This window comes from Crocosphaera chwakensis CCY0110, assembly GCF_000169335.1.
Taxonomy (GTDB): domain Bacteria; phylum Cyanobacteriota; class Cyanobacteriia; order Cyanobacteriales; family Microcystaceae; genus Crocosphaera; species Crocosphaera chwakensis.
In genome coordinates this window covers 56,260-70,822 of the sequence record NZ_AAXW01000001.1, presented here as the reverse complement: position 1 = coordinate 70,822, position 14,563 = coordinate 56,260, and the positions used below count along the sequence as shown (strand labels likewise).

Annotated in this window: 15 protein-coding genes; 6 read left to right on the top strand and 9 right to left on the bottom strand. The window is 34.5% G+C overall.

Annotated elements, in window-relative coordinates; translation table 11 throughout:
* The first annotated feature begins 88 nt into the window (after positions 1 to 88).
* From CY0110_RS00345 to msrA, 3 genes are all read left to right on the top strand, one after another.
* On the top strand, positions 89 to 523 hold the full coding sequence (locus tag CY0110_RS00345) for a hypothetical protein (RefSeq protein ID WP_008272525.1): 435 nt from the start codon (positions 89 to 91) through the stop codon (positions 521 to 523).
* A 198-nt stretch (positions 524 to 721) separates the two neighbouring features.
* Positions 722 to 1,492 carry a peptidase gene (locus CY0110_RS00340; protein ID WP_008272524.1) on the top strand — a complete coding sequence of 257 codons (771 nt, stop codon included), beginning with the start codon at positions 722 to 724 and terminating at the stop codon, positions 1,490 to 1,492.
* Between the two features lie 120 nt (positions 1,493 to 1,612).
* Positions 1,613 to 2,149: a peptide-methionine (S)-S-oxide reductase MsrA gene (gene msrA / locus CY0110_RS00335; RefSeq protein ID WP_008272523.1), complete on the top strand. Its 537-nt coding sequence runs from the start codon at positions 1,613 to 1,615 to the stop codon at positions 2,147 to 2,149.
* A gap of 31 nt (positions 2,150 to 2,180) precedes the next feature.
* Here msrA and CY0110_RS00330 read toward each other — a convergent pair whose 3' ends face one another.
* On the bottom strand, positions 2,181 to 3,311 hold the full coding sequence (locus CY0110_RS00330) for a TIGR00341 family protein (RefSeq protein WP_008272522.1): 1,131 nt from the start codon (positions 3,309 to 3,311) through the stop codon (positions 2,181 to 2,183).
* A gap of 340 nt (positions 3,312 to 3,651) precedes the next feature.
* Here CY0110_RS00330 and CY0110_RS00325 point away from each other — a divergent pair, with 340 nt between their 5' ends.
* Positions 3,652 to 3,930, top strand: coding sequence for a hypothetical protein (locus CY0110_RS00325; protein ID WP_008272521.1), 279 nt, complete (start codon positions 3,652 to 3,654; stop codon positions 3,928 to 3,930).
* A 70-nt stretch (positions 3,931 to 4,000) separates the two neighbouring features.
* Here CY0110_RS00325 and CY0110_RS00320 read toward each other — a convergent pair whose 3' ends face one another.
* The 3 genes from CY0110_RS00320 to CY0110_RS00310 form a co-directional block, all read right to left on the bottom strand.
* A complete protein-coding gene (locus CY0110_RS00320) occupies positions 4,001 to 4,348 on the bottom strand; it encodes a carbon dioxide-concentrating mechanism protein CcmK (protein ID WP_008272520.1) in 348 nt (115 codons plus the stop codon).
* Positions 4,349 to 4,543: 195 nt separating this feature from the next.
* The gene (locus tag CY0110_RS00315; protein WP_035797956.1) at positions 4,544 to 4,855 is read right to left on the bottom strand and encodes a carbon dioxide-concentrating mechanism protein CcmK; all 312 of its coding nucleotides are present in this window, start codon (positions 4,853 to 4,855) and stop codon (positions 4,544 to 4,546) included.
* A gap of 73 nt (positions 4,856 to 4,928) precedes the next feature.
* Positions 4,929 to 5,807 carry a formylglycine-generating enzyme family protein gene (locus tag CY0110_RS00310; protein ID WP_008272518.1) on the bottom strand — a complete coding sequence of 293 codons (879 nt, stop codon included), beginning with the start codon at positions 5,805 to 5,807 and terminating at the stop codon, positions 4,929 to 4,931.
* Positions 5,808 to 6,081: 274 nt separating this feature from the next.
* On the opposite strand from CY0110_RS00310, the gene CY0110_RS00305 reads away from it, so the two are divergent.
* Together CY0110_RS00305 and CY0110_RS00300 are read left to right on the top strand one after the other, a co-directional pair.
* On the top strand, positions 6,082 to 7,632 hold the full coding sequence (locus CY0110_RS00305) for a hypothetical protein (protein ID WP_008272517.1): 1,551 nt from the start codon (positions 6,082 to 6,084) through the stop codon (positions 7,630 to 7,632).
* A gap of 38 nt (positions 7,633 to 7,670) precedes the next feature.
* Entirely contained in the window at positions 7,671 to 8,306 is a 636-nt protein-coding gene (locus tag CY0110_RS00300) for an SGNH/GDSL hydrolase family protein (protein WP_008272516.1), read from the top strand.
* 13 nt (positions 8,307 to 8,319) lie between these two features.
* Here CY0110_RS00300 and CY0110_RS00295 read toward each other — a convergent pair whose 3' ends face one another.
* The 5 genes from CY0110_RS00295 to CY0110_RS00275 form a co-directional block, all read right to left on the bottom strand.
* A complete protein-coding gene (locus CY0110_RS00295) occupies positions 8,320 to 9,087 on the bottom strand; it encodes an HAD-IIB family hydrolase (protein WP_008272515.1) in 768 nt (255 codons plus the stop codon).
* A 52-nt stretch (positions 9,088 to 9,139) separates the two neighbouring features.
* Positions 9,140 to 9,592, bottom strand: coding sequence for an NADAR family protein (locus CY0110_RS00290; RefSeq protein WP_008272514.1), 453 nt, complete (start codon positions 9,590 to 9,592; stop codon positions 9,140 to 9,142).
* A gap of 115 nt (positions 9,593 to 9,707) precedes the next feature.
* Entirely contained in the window at positions 9,708 to 11,474 is a 1,767-nt protein-coding gene (gene recN, locus CY0110_RS00285) for a DNA repair protein RecN (RefSeq protein WP_008272513.1), read from the bottom strand.
* Between the two features lie 223 nt (positions 11,475 to 11,697).
* Positions 11,698 to 13,782 carry a DUF2064 domain-containing protein gene (locus CY0110_RS00280; protein WP_035797954.1) on the bottom strand — a complete coding sequence of 695 codons (2,085 nt, stop codon included), beginning with the start codon at positions 13,780 to 13,782 and terminating at the stop codon, positions 11,698 to 11,700.
* An 86-nt stretch (positions 13,783 to 13,868) separates the two neighbouring features.
* Positions 13,869 to 14,462, bottom strand: coding sequence for a sulfite oxidase-like oxidoreductase (locus tag CY0110_RS00275; RefSeq protein ID WP_008272511.1), 594 nt, complete (start codon positions 14,460 to 14,462; stop codon positions 13,869 to 13,871).
* Positions 14,463 to 14,563: the final 101 nt, after the last annotated feature.

The window sequence follows — 14,563 nt, the reverse complement described above, 5'->3', positions numbered from 1 at the left end:
ATAATGATTTCTTTCATAACTATATAGCAAATTCACTTAAGTTTGAGTCAGTTTGCTATAACCCCTTAAAAATAAATGATGGTTAATTATGAATCGTTTTCTGTACGAAAAATCTAAAAGTTACCAAGGATATTTAATTATTCCTTTTCTTATTGCTAAAGTTAGTGGAGAATTTATTTATTCCTATGCTTTATTATCAGCAGAGGGTTACGATGATGAATTCCACAAAGCTAAAAATCCCACGGGACTCTGTTCTAATACATTAGGTGGGATCATAGATATTGCTCAAGAACATCTTAATCAATATAGTGTCAATTTAAAAGAAGATAATTATTTTAATCAACGCTATACTTACCAAAATACATTAATTATTATTCATCAAGAAGGAAAGAGATGTTTTTATGATCATTATCCTTCCCATGAATTAAGAAATATTGCTGCACCAACTTTATTTCTAAGTCCTAATGATTGTATTGATTGGATCAAAAAAAGATTGGATCGTCGTCAAGCTCAACTATATTAAAATGATTGATATAGTTTAAGGCAACATTTTTACTCAGTTAGGGAAATTTACGAAAAGTAACTTATTCGTTTTCTCTAACTTGTTATCCTGGATACCTGAATTTAGATAATATTATCGCTATACACTCCAAACTCCTAAACTGAATCCGAATTTGATAGTATAGATTCTAGGTTAAGAAACAAATTAATCTATTGATTTATGCAAAAACGACAAAAAGATAAATTTTACTTTAAATTATCCTTACCATTCCTGATCATTGTTTTTTTTATTTTATTAATTATTACTCCATCTTCTGCGTTAGAAAAAGACTTAGAAAAATCCTTACCCCCTTTACAAAGTCATTCCTTACCCACCCCCTTAAATCAATGGAAAAATGAACCTTATTCAGGGGATTATTTTGAACAAATTCAACCCAGTGTAGCAGGATATTTACTGTGGTCAAAGTTTCCCATTAAAATATATTTTAATCGTCCCGATAATCCTAATGATACTGCTGCAACAACTCGTCGTTTTAATCAGTGGGTTAATGCAGTTGAAACTTCTATCACTGAATGGAATAGTTATTTACCCATAACAGAAGTTTCTCAACGAGAATTAGCCGATATTATTATACAAAGAATTGACCCACCTATTGATGCAGAAATTGATCCAGAAACAGGAAACCTAAAAATTCCTAGAGCAAAAACAGCGCAAACTCGCTATGAATTCTATATTAAAGATAATAAACTTTTCCATAAAATGATCATACAAATTAGTCCCCGTTTAGGTCCTCTTGCAACCCTATCCGCAGCGCGTCATGAATTAGGCCATGGTTTAGGAATTTGGGGTCATAGTTTACAAAAAAATGATGTCCTTTATTTTTCACAAGTCAGTTCATCTATTCCTATTTCTTCTAGGGATATTAACACTTTAAAAAGAATTTATGAGCAACCGACTCGTTTAGGATGGACGTTACCAATGAATAATTAATAATCAATTATTATCTCATACTTTTTAATTATGACTTTTGGCAGAAATTTAATGAAAATCTAATTAGAAACTGTTATATTAAGAAATGTAGCAATTATAATTAATAACGGAGATAAAAAAATGTCAGAGACAATTGTATTAGGTGGTGGCTGTTTTTGGTGCGTCGAATCAGTTTATCAAAATGTCGAAGGGGTAGAAAGTGTTGAATCTGGTTATGCAGGAGGAGATACGAAAAATCCAACTTATGATCAAGTGTGTGGTGGTAGAACTGGACACGCAGAAGTGGTTAAAGTAACCTTTAGTTCTAAGAAGATTTCCTTAACAGAGATATTACAAATCTTTTTTACGGTCAGTCATGACCCTACTACATTAAACCGACAAGGAAACGATGTGGGAACTCAATACCGTTCTATTATTCTCTGGAACTCACAAGAACAACTCGAAACTGCGAAGCAAGTGATTGATAAGCTCAATAAGGAAGATGTTTTTAATGGGAAAATTGTCACAGAATTAAAAGAATTAACCGACTATTATCCCGCAGAAGACTATCATCAAAACTATTTCAAAAAGCATCCTAATCAACCTTACTGCTTATTTAGTATTCCTCCTAAATTAAACAAGCTCAAGAAGTATTTTCCTGAGAAAATGTTAGCTTAACATTCTTCTACCTTCTGTCTTTTTGTTGATATTATTCCTTATCTTCTGACCAAACAGACGGAGAAATGTCTTGTCGAGGTAAGGGAGAAACAGGAGGAGGAGACACGGGACCAAATAACTGAGGAGTCGATAAAGGCCGTTCATAGTCGGCCACTACTTCTCGTAGTTGACTGACACGGAAGACGAGTTTAAACTTTTGCCCCAACTCCGTCTTAATTAACTGTTCAACTAAGCTAACCTGAGTGGGAGTAATGGGGTTTTTAATATTTTCTTGAACGGTCACTAAGATAATGGGATATTCTTTACTCCAGGGAAACGTTGGCCATTGAACTTTTAAACCAACTAACTCACTTTGTTGACCAACGGTAACAGTTCTATTTTCTAAGAGGGTTTTAATTTTTCCTTCAAACCTTTCTTGTCGAAGAAGATTACCAAAACTGATAAACAAAGGAAACACTAAAATTCCTGTCATGGCCACAAAGCCACTCAACGCTTGACTGGTTTGGCTGTAATTGAGGTAATAACCCCCAAAAATAAAGATAACGATGCAAGATAGGGTAATGCCTAAAAGGTTGGTTAAATACAGCAAAAATGCGCCACTGGCTAGGGGTAACGACTGTTGAGATAGGGCAATACCAACAACACATAAAGGAGGCATCAAGGCTACAGAAATAGCGGTTCCTGCTAAAGCATCGCTGAGTTTACGACGAATTTTCGCAAAACCACTAATAGCCCCTGCGGCCACAGCAACCCCTAAATCCGCTAAATTGGGTTGAGTGCGTCCTAAAATTTCTGAACCAAAAGAGGCTTCTGGAAGACCGAAAAACGCTCCAACCAAAGCAGAAATCATCATCGATGTTCCCGTTCCAATGATTAGGGTCATCAAACTAATTCTTACCAAAATGCGATCGGTATCTAACATTCCTAACGCTAAACCCCGTAACGGTAACATTAAAGGAGCGATTAACATAGCACCGATAATGACGGCAGCACTGTTAATTAAAAGTCCAAGGGTGGCAATAACACAAGAACTAATCGTTAAAACCAGAAATTCAGTATCGAGTTCAGCCTCGTCTAAAAGTTCTTGTTGCAATTTTTCCCTAATATCCGGGGGAACTCTGGGAATTTTTCGTTTTAACCATTGCTTGATCTCCATTAACATTAACCACCTCGAACCCTATGAAAAAATAAAATATTAATTATTAGCTTAGCCATTGCAAAATAGAATGGCTGAGATTTCTTAGTCATCGATTATAAAAATTAAATGTTAAGAATTAAACAAAAAAAATCTAAAAATCAGTCTTGTGATCAAGGGTTTGCTTATATATTATTCATGGTTTAACTCAATTTATTCAATTTTCCCTAACTTTGTGTTTTTTTGATGACACGATCGCTGATTTTTGAGAGATAAATGTGTTATCCCATGATCAGTAAACGAGGCGTTAATGATTTAAGTCTCCCGTCAATTGACAGGTTGTTTTATTTTCTATTTTCCTTAAACTATGAGCAAAACAGGTAAAATTTACTGTTTTCAAGCAGATTATCGAGCATCTACCCAGTTTGATGCCCATCAAGTTCCTGATTGGCTATCTTTAGAGGTTCACTGGAAAGGTTATTGTATCTCTACGGTTCCTTGGGTTGCTGATGTAGCTAGGGTTCTAGGTGTTTTACCCGTTGACGATACCCCAGAAGCTTGGATGAATTATCTAGAAGAATTAGGGCTAGAAGGGGTGACACAGGTATGCTGTGAAGACTTTTATGAAGACCGATTATATTCTTGATGAAAGCTTAGCGATAGAATTCGAGGGGGCAACATCGCCCCCATTAAGAGCCAAGTTCACATAAAAAAAATTAAGAACTTGAAGCAGGAAGGGCAATACCTTCGGCTGCTTGGCGAAACGTCTCCACCTGATCGCTATAATCAATGGGTAAGACTCCAACAACATTATCGTGGGGACGAGGAATAATTACCCAAGTTTCTAGGGTAGCCCCTTCTGTCCGTTCAATGGCATCAATTCCAGCAGCCATAGCGGTTTTAACTTCTTGAACGTCTCCGCGAATATTGAGAGTAAAACGAGCGCTTCCGGCTCGAATATAACCAACGATGGTAATTCTTCCTGCTTTAACCATAGCGTCAGCGGCCGCTAAAATTCCTGGAAAACCTTTTGATTCAATTGATCCGACAGCTTTTTGAGTCATAGGAAGTCTCCTAAATAGTGATTGATGGCGTTGTTAACAATAGGATTAATTTTATGGTGAAAGGGTGCAATAACGAAGTCAGACGTTTCATCGTTAAACTTTGCTACGATTGCAGAGCAATAGTCAAAATTAATAAAGCTTTACCCTGCAATATAATCAAGAGACAGGATTTTTCACTCCTTTATCTTGATAACTTTATGAAACTCGGAATGGTTCAATTTCTTCTGTGAAATCTAGAGGTAGGATACTGAGCAAGTTTTCTGGGGGGTTAGGGACAATGTAATGACTAGATACTTTACCATTGTAAGATTTTTCAGCTGCTTCTTTTCCTGCTTCCATAGCGATTTTTACCTCAGAAACGGGGCCACGAATGGCTACTAAAAATTCTCCACGTTCGGCTTTATCAGAATAAACAATTGTCACCCTTCCTCCTTTTACCATTGCATCAGCTGCTGCTAACACGGCGGGAAATCCTACAGTTTGAATGACACCAACGGCTTGAGGCATAAGGGTAATGATGGGAAAAGCATGGTTTTTCTTGCTCACTCATCATATCATGATAGGGATTCTCCTATGTCAATTAATAATGAACGATACGAAAGCCAATATCATAAAGGGATGTCAGGGGATCAAGTTTAGCTCGGTAAGCTGAACGACATTTATGGGGAGAACAATTCCATGATCCTCCTCTTAAAACTCGTCTGGTTTCTTCTGTATGGCCAATCCAAGCCTGGCCATTGTCAGGAGATCCTACATAATTTTTATGCCAGACATCCTCACACCATTCTCGGACATTACCGTACATATCATAAAGTCCGAAACTATTAGCAACTCCAAAATGTCCTACCGCAGTGGTTTCCCGTCGATCTTCTCCCAATGGCCCATGACGATAAGACCCTTTACTACAAATTTTCCCTTGATACTCCCAGTCAACCCCAGAATAGTTAGCTAAGTTTGTGGTAATGGTTTCCCCGAAATGAAAAGGGGTGGTTGTATTAGCACGGCAAGCATACTCCCATTGAGCTTCACTAGGGAGATAATAAGACCGTTGACTATATTCGGATAACCTAGCACAAAATTCTTGGACATCGTACCAACAAACTTGTTCTACAGGACGATTCGGATTAGAAAAATTAGCTGGCTCAGGATCGAGAAATTGTTTAATACAAGGCAGTTTGGCCACGACTTTCCATTGGTGTTGAGTAATAGGATATTTACTCATCCAAAAGGGTTTGAGGGTGACTAAATGTTGAGGGGTTTGGGAAGATAAGCATCCTTCTTCTGTCTTCAAAGAACCCATATAAAAGGTTCCCCCTGGAATGGCTACCATTTCTAAGGTAGATTCGTGTTCTAATTTTTCTAGGAAATATAAGGTTTTTTTGTTTTCCCGTTGAGTAATTTCGCCTTGGGGGTTGACTGTGACAACCTCGAATTCATAAGAGGAGAGTTGAGTCGTCATGAAAACTATGAGATGAGGGAGTTTTACTAAAAGATTTTTAATCTGTTGTAAGTTTCACCATAGAATACCATAGTTGCGTCTTCGGGGTGGAGAACTAGCAAGCTTAGACCAATGATTAATAATTAATAATTTTATTGACTTTTAAAATATATTTTTAATAGCAAATGCAATAAAAATTCATATGATTGTTCAGTGAATCTCAGTTAAAATAACCCTATATTAATACTCAAAAAATATCTTGTATTTTTAAAAACTAAAGATAGGAGTTATTCTCATGGTAACAAAAGTCGGAATTTTAGTAGTTCACGGCATTGGTGAACAGAAAAAATTTGAAACAGTTGAAGAAATTGTTAGGGATATGGCAACGGCTTTAAAAGCTGATAATAAAAAAAATCTCAAAGTTAGAATCATTATCAATGATCAAAATACAGGAGCTTACGGAGCCAGTCAACAAACTTGGCAAGCTGATGATAAAGAACCTCTTATTATTGAAGTTAAAGATAAAAATGATCAGATAACAGAGTTAGCTTTTAGTGAGGTTTGGTGGGCGGATCTTGGAGATCCAGATAGCTTAAAAACTGAACTGGGTTTTTGGGCGTGGGGGTTATCTTTATGGTCAAGAAAACAATATAGTAATCCTAATTTAGCAACAAGTGATAAAGTAAGACCCCCTGAAGATATGCAGGGCAACAGACCTAAAATGGACTTAAAAGGTCGCTTAAGCTTCTTTTGGGTCTCCTTGGTTATTTTATTAGTTCTTCCTGTACTTTCATTTTTGAGTGTTATTTTACGTAAAGTCTTAGGCTTTGATTTACGCCCTGATATTTTAGTTCAATATTTAGGAGATGTTAAGCTTTATCAAGAAGGAAAAAGAACAGGAAAAGGCCCCTTAGTAGATTTAGGACAACCTCCCCGTGTTTCCGTTCGACGACGGATGGTTAAAGGGTTAGTGAACATGAGTTTGAGGAATTACGATCGCTGGTATGTTTTATCCCATAGTTTAGGAACCCTTGTTGCGTTTAATGGATTAATGGAAACAGAGGAAGCTTTACCTAATTATTTGAGTCAAGAATTATGGAAAAAATGGAAGAATCGACCCGATTTCCAAACCCAAAAAGCAGCTAAAGGTTTAACATCGGAAGAAGAAGAGAATATGTTTCCTTCTCGTCCTGCTTGGTTAAACAACAATGATATTGTTTCTCGTTCTGAGTTGTTTAAAAACTTACAAGGATTTGTCACTTATGGTTCTCCTTTAAGTAAATTTGGTGTAGTTTGGCCAGCTATTGTTCCTGTGAATAAAGATAGCAATATTTTTAACTCTAAATTTCAATGGTTAAATATTTATGATCCGACAGATCCCGTAGCAGGAAGAAGCGCATTATTCAACTTCAAAACCAATGAAAATAAGCAACAACCAAAAGAAATTGCTTATAAAGCAGAAGGAATTCATTTGTTGAGTCATATTAAATATTTGAATTATAAACCAAGTCGAAAAACCCCATTAATAAAACAATTAGCGGACTGGATATTAGAGGGGAATTCTTTTCAACCTGGAAAACCCTCTTTAGGTTGGCCTCAACCTTCTGTGATTTCAATTTATAATAGTATTCGTATTCTAATTTGGCTAGTTGTTGCAGTTCTAATTTCTTGGGTTTTAGGTTTCTTTATCCGCTTTGCGTTACCAGATTCCATTGAAAAAGTAGTCCGAGACATTCCTTATTTATATATAGCAAATCCATTGACCTATATTTTATTAGGGATTATTATTGTCTTTATTGTTGGCATTATCATGAGAGTATTGCAACTGAATACTAACTCAAGATAAAGTTTAAATAGATTAGGTCATGGAAAATAAACAGTAAAATGCCTCATATTATCTTAGTTGGTGATTCAATTTTTGATAACGCTGCATACGTTGGTGAGAACAATCCTGATGTTATTACTCAGTTACAAAATGTTCTACCTGAGACTTGGCAAGGAACTCTAAATGCAGTTGATGGCCATAAAGTAGAGGATATTAATAGCCAACTTGGAAAACTACCAAAAGATGCAACTCATCTCATTCTCAGTGTGGGTGGCAATGATTCCTTGAGTTCTATTAACATTTTAGATGAAAAGGTGGATTCTTCTGCACAAGTTTTTGACCAACTGGCCAAGTTAAGAGAAGAATTTGAACAACAATATCAGGAGTTGTTAAAAACAATTCTGGGGTTTCATCTCTCAACGACTATCTGTACTATTTATAATCCGAATTTTGCGGATAAAATGTTACAAAAACGAAGTATGACAGCATTAACTATTTTCAATGATGTCATTCTGACACAGGGGTTTAAATTGGGTCTTCCTATCATTGATTTAAGATTAGTGTTTAATGAATCTCAAGATTATGCTAATCCTATTGAACCTTCTATGCAAGGTGGTCAAAAACTTGTCAATGTTATTTTAAATGTTATTGAAAATTATGACTTTAATCAACAATACACTCGAATATTTTATTAATTATGTAGTTATTTTAAATCAATAATTTTGCTAATTCACAAAATCCATCAATTTCTAACAAGTTAGTTATATAAGCAGGCTTATATTGTAATTTTTCTGTATATTTGAGAATATTATTAACCCCGACAGAAATAGGAAATATGTCTGTATTAAATAAGCTTTCATCATTGGGACTATCTCCTACGGTCATAATTTCTTGTAAAGATAATTGTTTAAAGTATGTTTCTTTGATCCTCATTAATGCTTTTGCTTTATCCTGTTCTACAGGTTTGAGATGTCCTTGAATATGACTGTAAGTAAAACCCCAGTTATTTTTATCACAAATTTTTTTGATATTTAGTAATTGTCCTTGAGTTAAGTCATGACAATCAAATGTCCAATCTGTGATTCTGAATTGATTATCACTAGAGGTTATTAATTGAGGAAATTGAGATTTTAAATATTCAAAGTTATGTTGTAACGATTGACGATGTTTACTGACATTATTAATAGCTGTTAATGGGGTAATTTTTTGATTATCTTTTAAACAATAAATACCTCCATTTTCAGCAATAATACCCCAAACAGGTAAATAATTAACGATTCCTTGACACCACCCTGCTGATCGTCCTGTAATTAGTATAACTTGTATATTATGTTGTTTTAATTGTTCTAAAGTTAAGAATAACTGACTACTAAATTCACTATTTTTAGTTAAAGTTCCGTCAATATCGGTAGCAATAATTTTGATGTTTTGAATATGTTTAGTAACTAATTCTTGAGTTATTTTTCTTAAAGTCATTTTAGAGAATTCCTCAATTAAAATATTTCATGTTCTTACTATAATTCCTATTTTATAGATTTGATAATTCTTCTCGTACCTTCATTAATAATTCTCCTAAACGATTTTTTCCAGTATGTTGTTTACCAATTCCCCAATAATAGTCGTAAGGAGAATTTTCGTAAAGATGTCTTGTTTCAGTTTTTAATAAGATTGTTTTCATTTTAGGATGACTGAACTTTTTTCTTAAAGCATATAACATCACTTCTTCTTTAACAGTTTCCCAGTCTTTTCTTAAGGGAATTTCTCTAGTTTGTCCTAATTTTTTGGCTTTCCCTGGAGTTTCAGCAAGACGTATATTTTCCCTATATTTTTGGTATTTTTGCTCGGAAAATTTCATGGCTTGAAAATAATGTTCTACGGTTGGCCAATACAAGTTATCATCATCAACAAAACCAAATGTATAAAAGTTCGATAACTCATACCAATCATTGGTTTTACTAAAAAAATAAATCGATTTACTCATAAGTGTATTATTTAATCTATTAGTATTAAAAATGCCCAGGATGAAATTAAAATGACTAGAGTTAAAATCAGTATCTTACTAATTAGTTTAAATGATTGATTATCAGTTGTTGGTTCTAAATTGACTGCTTTCCCAAGCGATAAGATTCTGCTTTAACTAATAAAGATGTTGCAAATTCCATTGCATCTTCTGAAGAATGTCCCCCTGTTAATTGTGCTAATTCTTCTTTTCTAGTTTGAATGTTTTCTAATGCTTTCACCCTGACAACTGTTCTTAATTCAGGTAAACTTAATTGTCCGTTTTCTTCATTTTCAAGTTGGGAGAGTTCTTCAATAATTTGCTTTTCTACCCGAAAATGATTTTCGGCCATTGCTGCAACTAGCGGTTGATGGGTGACACATAAAACTTGATACGTTTCGCTTAAACTGTGTAATTTTTCTGCGATCGCTTGGGCAACTTTTCCCGATACACCGGCATCAATTTCGTCAAAAATCAAGGTACTAGAGGATTTTTCTGACTTAGCAAAACACGCTTTTAATGCTAAAAGAAAACGACTCATTTCTCCCCCTGATGCAGTACGGGATAAAGGTTGTATTTTTTCTCCTGGGTTGGGACTAAAATAAAATACTACTTTATCACTCCCATTTATACTAGGAGAACAAGGGGTTATTTGACAGACAAACACGACTTTATCCATAGCCAAAGGTTTTAATTCTTTGACTAATTGTTTCTCTAGTTTTGTAGCTGCTTTTTGTCTTAATGCGGTTAATTCTTGACAGGTTTTAACTAAGTTTTCGTAAGCGAGATTATATTCTGCTTCTAACTTTTCAATGGACTGTTCACTATCATTTAATTCATCTAACTCTGTCTTTAATTTCTCATAGAAACTAATAGCATCTGATAAATTGGGTCCATATTTGCGACAAATACGCTTAATTAGGTTAATTCGCTCTTCTACATCTGTTAATCTCTGGGGATCGGCTTCTAGTCTATCCCCGTAGCCATTTATCTCTTTTCCTGCTTCTACCACCTGGGTTAAAGCAGATTGTATCATCTCTAATAATGGCTCAATTTCCCGATCATATTCTGTCATATCTGTCAAGAGCATTTCTGCTTCTCCCAGGCGATCAGCGATCGCTGGTTCTCCACTATCATTTTGATAGAGAAGTTGATAGGTTTCGTAACTTAATTTTTGCAACTCTACCACATGAGAAAGGCGATCGCGTTCTTGTTCAAGTTGTTCAAGTTCATCAGGATCGCTTAATTGCGCTTCATCCAATTCTTTTAATTGATATTCCAATAAATCGAGGCGTTGCAACCGTTCTTGCTCTGATTTTTTTCGCTTTTCTAGAGCTTTTTCCGTTTTTTTCCAATTTTCATGAGCAGATTCCACTAAATTTCGTTGTTTGAGGATAACATTACCCCCATAGAGATCCAATAATTCCCGTTGTCGGGTTGCATCCATTAATTGAACAGTTTGGCCTTGTGCGGTGATTTCTACCAAAAAATTACGAAATTGTCCCATTAATTGCAAGTTTACCAGAACGCCGTTGATACGGGAACGCGATCGCACGGTTTCTCCTGTTAAGGACAACTCTCGTAAACATACCACAGTCCCATCATCCAAGGGATCAATTTCTTGCTCTTTTAACCACTGTAACACCTTCGTATTCCCCTCAAAGGTTGCTTCTAGGGATGCGTGTTGAGTTCCTTGACGAATAAGACGGTTATTAACTTTTCCCCCTAATACAACGTCGATCGCATCTAGGATAATTGATTTTCCGGCCCCGGTTTCCCCCGTCAACACATTCAACCCTTGACCAAACGGGAGGGTTAAGCGATCGACCAACGCAAAATTTTTAATCTGCAATAAAGAGAGCATGGAGTTATCTTTACCTTTAGAGCCTGGAAACCAGTATAAGTTTATTCCTTGATCTTAAGCAATTTATAGAAAACTGCAACTTAAACAAATCAGGATAATCAAACAAATAAGACTTATCAGCTAGAAAATGCTTATAATAGTCCCTTTTTATCTGACTCACTGACATAACATAACTTTGAATATTAAACACTAATACCTGTTAGTTTTCCCTGTTCTCTTCAACTCATATCTTGTGCTTAGGGTAAGCAATATAATTAATAAAACTAAATTTATCTACTTGGTAGTTTAAATTATTAAGTAAGTATATCATAGCGTTAATATCATTTTTAGTGTCGCTTTGAGCATTGGGAAATAAAAAAATTGATGGAGTTAAAACTAAAATCGGTTGATGTTGTTTAATAGTGCTTATCATTCCTTTAAGTACATTTAACTTATTGCTATTTAAGTCAATTTTAATAATGCTGATTTTTTTCTTTATAGGAAACTGATAATCATCTAAGGCTATTTCTTTAACTTCAATACTATTATTCTCTTCTTGTTGATCTCCTAAAGCTAAATTTTCTAGATAAATTTTATTTCTTGTTTCATTAATATAAAGCTCATAATTTTTTTTAAAGAGTTGATACAGATAAGAAACAGGTTCAAAGGCAAAAATATCAGTTTTGATGCGATGTTTAGCTAACTCCATACTCAGTAAACAACTAACAACCCCTACATTAGCCCTAATATCGATAAAAATATCATTACCCTGGCAATGATTTAAAATTTTAGGGATTAATTGATTCATCAATTGTCGATAATATACTCTTTTCCAGATTAAAAGTTTATGGTGTAATTCTTTAGGGAAATGATAGTTAAATGTATAGATTTTATCTTGAAAGGCAACTTCTAATAATTCATAGTCAGGAGATGAACCATAATGAATTTTTCTTAATTGACAAGCCGGTAATTTTAATAGTTTTGTTCCTGACATAATCGCTAAATTTTTACTGACGTTTTTAAAAATAGACAAGTAACTATATTCATTGTTTTGATTACTATACTTACGCGCATTTGTAGTGACGGGTTCAGGAATTCTGTGAGACTGTTGATAACCAATTTTATTATCAATCAAAGTAACATCTTCTAGCAAAGAAAGATAATCAAAACCTCCTATTGCTTTAAAATAATCTCGTCTCAAACAAAAAACTTGATCTCCGTAAGGCGATCGCCTAATATTATTAGCTGTCCAAGCAACCCATTTTAATCCTAAATGATCTTGTTGAAATTGTAAGTCAAAATAAGCTAATTTAACCTTTTCGTTGCTTAGTATTGAAACTATTTTTTTATCCCATTCTGATGGTAATAGGGTATCTGCATGACAAAAAATAAGATACTTTCCTGATGAATGTCTTAACCCTGTGTTCATCTGAAAAGCACGACCTAAAGAGGATATAATTAACGACTGTATGAGAGTATGGGGATAGTCTTTTTTAAAGTCTTTGACCCGTTGTAATGTATTATCTTTACTTCCTCCATCTACTACCAAAATTTCTATATTATTTACTATTTTGGCCTGTTTAACTAAAACTAAATTAACTAACGTCTCGTAAATAGAATTAACTTCATTTAAGGTAGGAATAATAACTGAAATCTCAATTTGATTTTGTTTTATTAAGTCTGTTAAACCAAGAAATTCCAGATCATTAACCTCATCAATATCCACTAAAGTATGATTAAGAATAGAGGTAGAAGCATAATTTTTTTGCATCAAAGTATATGTCTGTTCATAGACATTTGCTTCACCATAATTAATGCTAGTAAAAACATCACTATAATAAGGTAAAGCGATGAGATAGTAACCCTTATCCGCAGTTAAAGCGATCGCTGCTTCATCTCCGTTTACACAGTCGATAGCTTCATTTAAAATATTAGAAGTAATCCCTGGGATATCAGAACCAATTATTATTACTTTTCCTAACTGTTTAGCGATCGCATTCATTCGTTCCCCAAAAGAGGAAGAGGGTTGTTGAATAAAAGAGAGGACACCAGAGTTAATATGTTGCTTTATATCTGATAGTAAATCAGGATCAAAACTGTCGATCATTTTGCTGACAGTATCAACTCCAGTGTAATTTACAATAATATTAATTCCATCCATCTCACGGAGTAGTATTCCCAACATTTTACTCATGAGATAACGATGAATTTCTGCTGCTGTGCGATCGCCAATATCCCAAGCTAAACGGGTTTTTACTTTTCCTGGATCGGGATATCGAGTAAACAGAACAATACTAATAGAATAAGGCAAATTTTCTATTTTTATCATGACCTTATCTTTTAAAATAGTTAACAGTAACCAGTGACCAGCGATCAATAAATTTAACTAATAACTGATAACTAATGACTGATAACTTACCCTCCATATCGTTCTTCTTTCCAGGGATCACCCCGTCGATGATAACCATTTTTTTCCCAGAAACCTAACTCATCTTTCGGCAAAAATTCTAACCCATTAATCCATTTTGCACTTTTCCAAGCATATAGATGAGGAATAACGGTACGCATTGGGCCACCATGATCGGGAGGTAAGTTTTCTCCTGATAGTTTGAAAGCAAAAAAGTTACCGTCTAAAACAAAATCTTTTAAAGGTAAATTAGTGGTATAACCTCCATAACAATGTTGCATCACATGGGTTGCTTTGGGGTCAATATCTAATAAGTTGATAAAGTCTGTAATTTTAATTCCTGTCCATTTAACATCTAATTTTGACCAACGGGTAACACAGTGAAAATCTTTGGTAAATTCATGATGAGGTAAATTCATAAAATCTGACCAAGAAAAGGTTTTTGGTGTTACTAAACCCCAGACTTTAAGTTGCCATTGATCGGTACTTATTTGAGGGGTATCACCATAGGTTAAAACAGGAAACCCTTTGGCTAAATATTGTCCTGGAGGAACGCGATCGCTATTATCTGGTTCGGGTTTTTGAAAGAATTTTAAAGCCATATTAATGTAAATTTTAACAATAAACTAAGAACAGTGACCAGTGGTCGATAATTAATAACTGATTATGGTTACTTAATCATTAATTACTGTTGATAAATAAT

Bases quoted from the DNA above. Each gene is read 5' to 3' on its own strand.
- CY0110_RS00345 (WP_008272525.1), top strand. From the start codon at position 89: ATGAATCGTTTTCTGTACGAAAAATCTAAAAGTTACCAAGGATATTTA.
- CY0110_RS00340 (WP_008272524.1), top strand. From the start codon at position 722: ATGCAAAAACGACAAAAAGATAAATTTTACTTTAAATTATCCTTACCA.
- msrA (WP_008272523.1), top strand. From the start codon at position 1,613: ATGTCAGAGACAATTGTATTAGGTGGTGGCTGTTTTTGGTGCGTCGAA.
- CY0110_RS00330 (WP_008272522.1), bottom strand. From the start codon at position 3,311: ATGTTAATGGAGATCAAGCAATGGTTAAAACGAAAAATTCCCAGAGTT.
- CY0110_RS00325 (WP_008272521.1), top strand. From the start codon at position 3,652: ATGAGCAAAACAGGTAAAATTTACTGTTTTCAAGCAGATTATCGAGCA.
- CY0110_RS00320 (WP_008272520.1), bottom strand. From the start codon at position 4,348: ATGACTCAAAAAGCTGTCGGATCAATTGAATCAAAAGGTTTTCCAGGA.
- CY0110_RS00315 (WP_035797956.1), bottom strand. From the start codon at position 4,855: ATGCCTCAAGCCGTTGGTGTCATTCAAACTGTAGGATTTCCCGCCGTG.
- CY0110_RS00310 (WP_008272518.1), bottom strand. From the start codon at position 5,807: ATGACGACTCAACTCTCCTCTTATGAATTCGAGGTTGTCACAGTCAAC.
- CY0110_RS00305 (WP_008272517.1), top strand. From the start codon at position 6,082: ATGGTAACAAAAGTCGGAATTTTAGTAGTTCACGGCATTGGTGAACAG.
- CY0110_RS00300 (WP_008272516.1), top strand. From the start codon at position 7,671: ATGCCTCATATTATCTTAGTTGGTGATTCAATTTTTGATAACGCTGCA.
- CY0110_RS00295 (WP_008272515.1), bottom strand. From the start codon at position 9,087: ATGACTTTAAGAAAAATAACTCAAGAATTAGTTACTAAACATATTCAA.
- CY0110_RS00290 (WP_008272514.1), bottom strand. From the start codon at position 9,592: ATGAGTAAATCGATTTATTTTTTTAGTAAAACCAATGATTGGTATGAG.
- recN (WP_008272513.1), bottom strand. From the start codon at position 11,474: ATGCTCTCTTTATTGCAGATTAAAAATTTTGCGTTGGTCGATCGCTTA.
- CY0110_RS00280 (WP_035797954.1), bottom strand. From the start codon at position 13,782: ATGATAAAAATAGAAAATTTGCCTTATTCTATTAGTATTGTTCTGTTT.
- CY0110_RS00275 (WP_008272511.1), bottom strand. From the start codon at position 14,462: ATGGCTTTAAAATTCTTTCAAAAACCCGAACCAGATAATAGCGATCGC.